1 protein-coding gene is annotated in these 523 nt (G+C 66.9%); it reads left to right on the top strand.

Annotation, left to right across the window (positions count from 1 at the left end; all coding sequences use genetic code 11):
• On the top strand, nucleotides 1-496 hold a 496-nt coding region (locus tag RA20_RS24460), incomplete at its 5' end, for a GNAT family N-acetyltransferase (RefSeq protein ID WP_206540126.1).
• Nucleotides 497-523: the final 27 nt, after the last annotated feature.

The following is a 523-nucleotide window of genomic DNA, read 5'->3' as shown; positions in this document are numbered from 1 at the left end:
CCCCCATAGTGCCCCCATGAGAATTGCATTTGAGACCGCCCGCCCCGGGGACATTCCCACCCTCGCCGCGCTCTGGCACAGCGGCTGGCACGAGGCCCATGCCGCCATTGTGCCGGAAGCCCTGACAAAACTCAGAACGCTGGACAGCTTTGAAACCCGGCTGGCCAGGCATCTGCCCGCCACCCGGATCGCCCGCTCCGGCGGGCGGCTCCTGGGGTTTTCCGTGATCCTGGGAAATGAGCTTTACCAGCTCTATGTGGACCCGGCCGCGCGCGGCAGCGGCGCCGCGCAGGCGCTGATGCGGGACGCCGGGGAGATCATCCGGCAAGCGGGCCACCCGCGCGCTGTCCTGTCCTGCTCCATCGGCAATGAGCGCGCCGCGCATTTCTACCGCAAATGCGGCTGGACCTGCACCGGCAAACAGGACGAGGACCTGGAAGTGCCAAACGGCAGCTTCACCCTCACTGTCTGGCGGTTTGAGCGGGCGCTGGCCTGATCTGGCCGCCTGCTGCTTCTTTCTGGT

Origin of the sequence: Leisingera sp. ANG-Vp (assembly GCF_000813725.1) — a bacterium.
Taxonomy (GTDB): Bacteria; Pseudomonadota; Alphaproteobacteria; order Rhodobacterales; family Rhodobacteraceae; genus Leisingera.
This window is presented reverse-complemented; position numbering and strand designations above follow the sequence as displayed.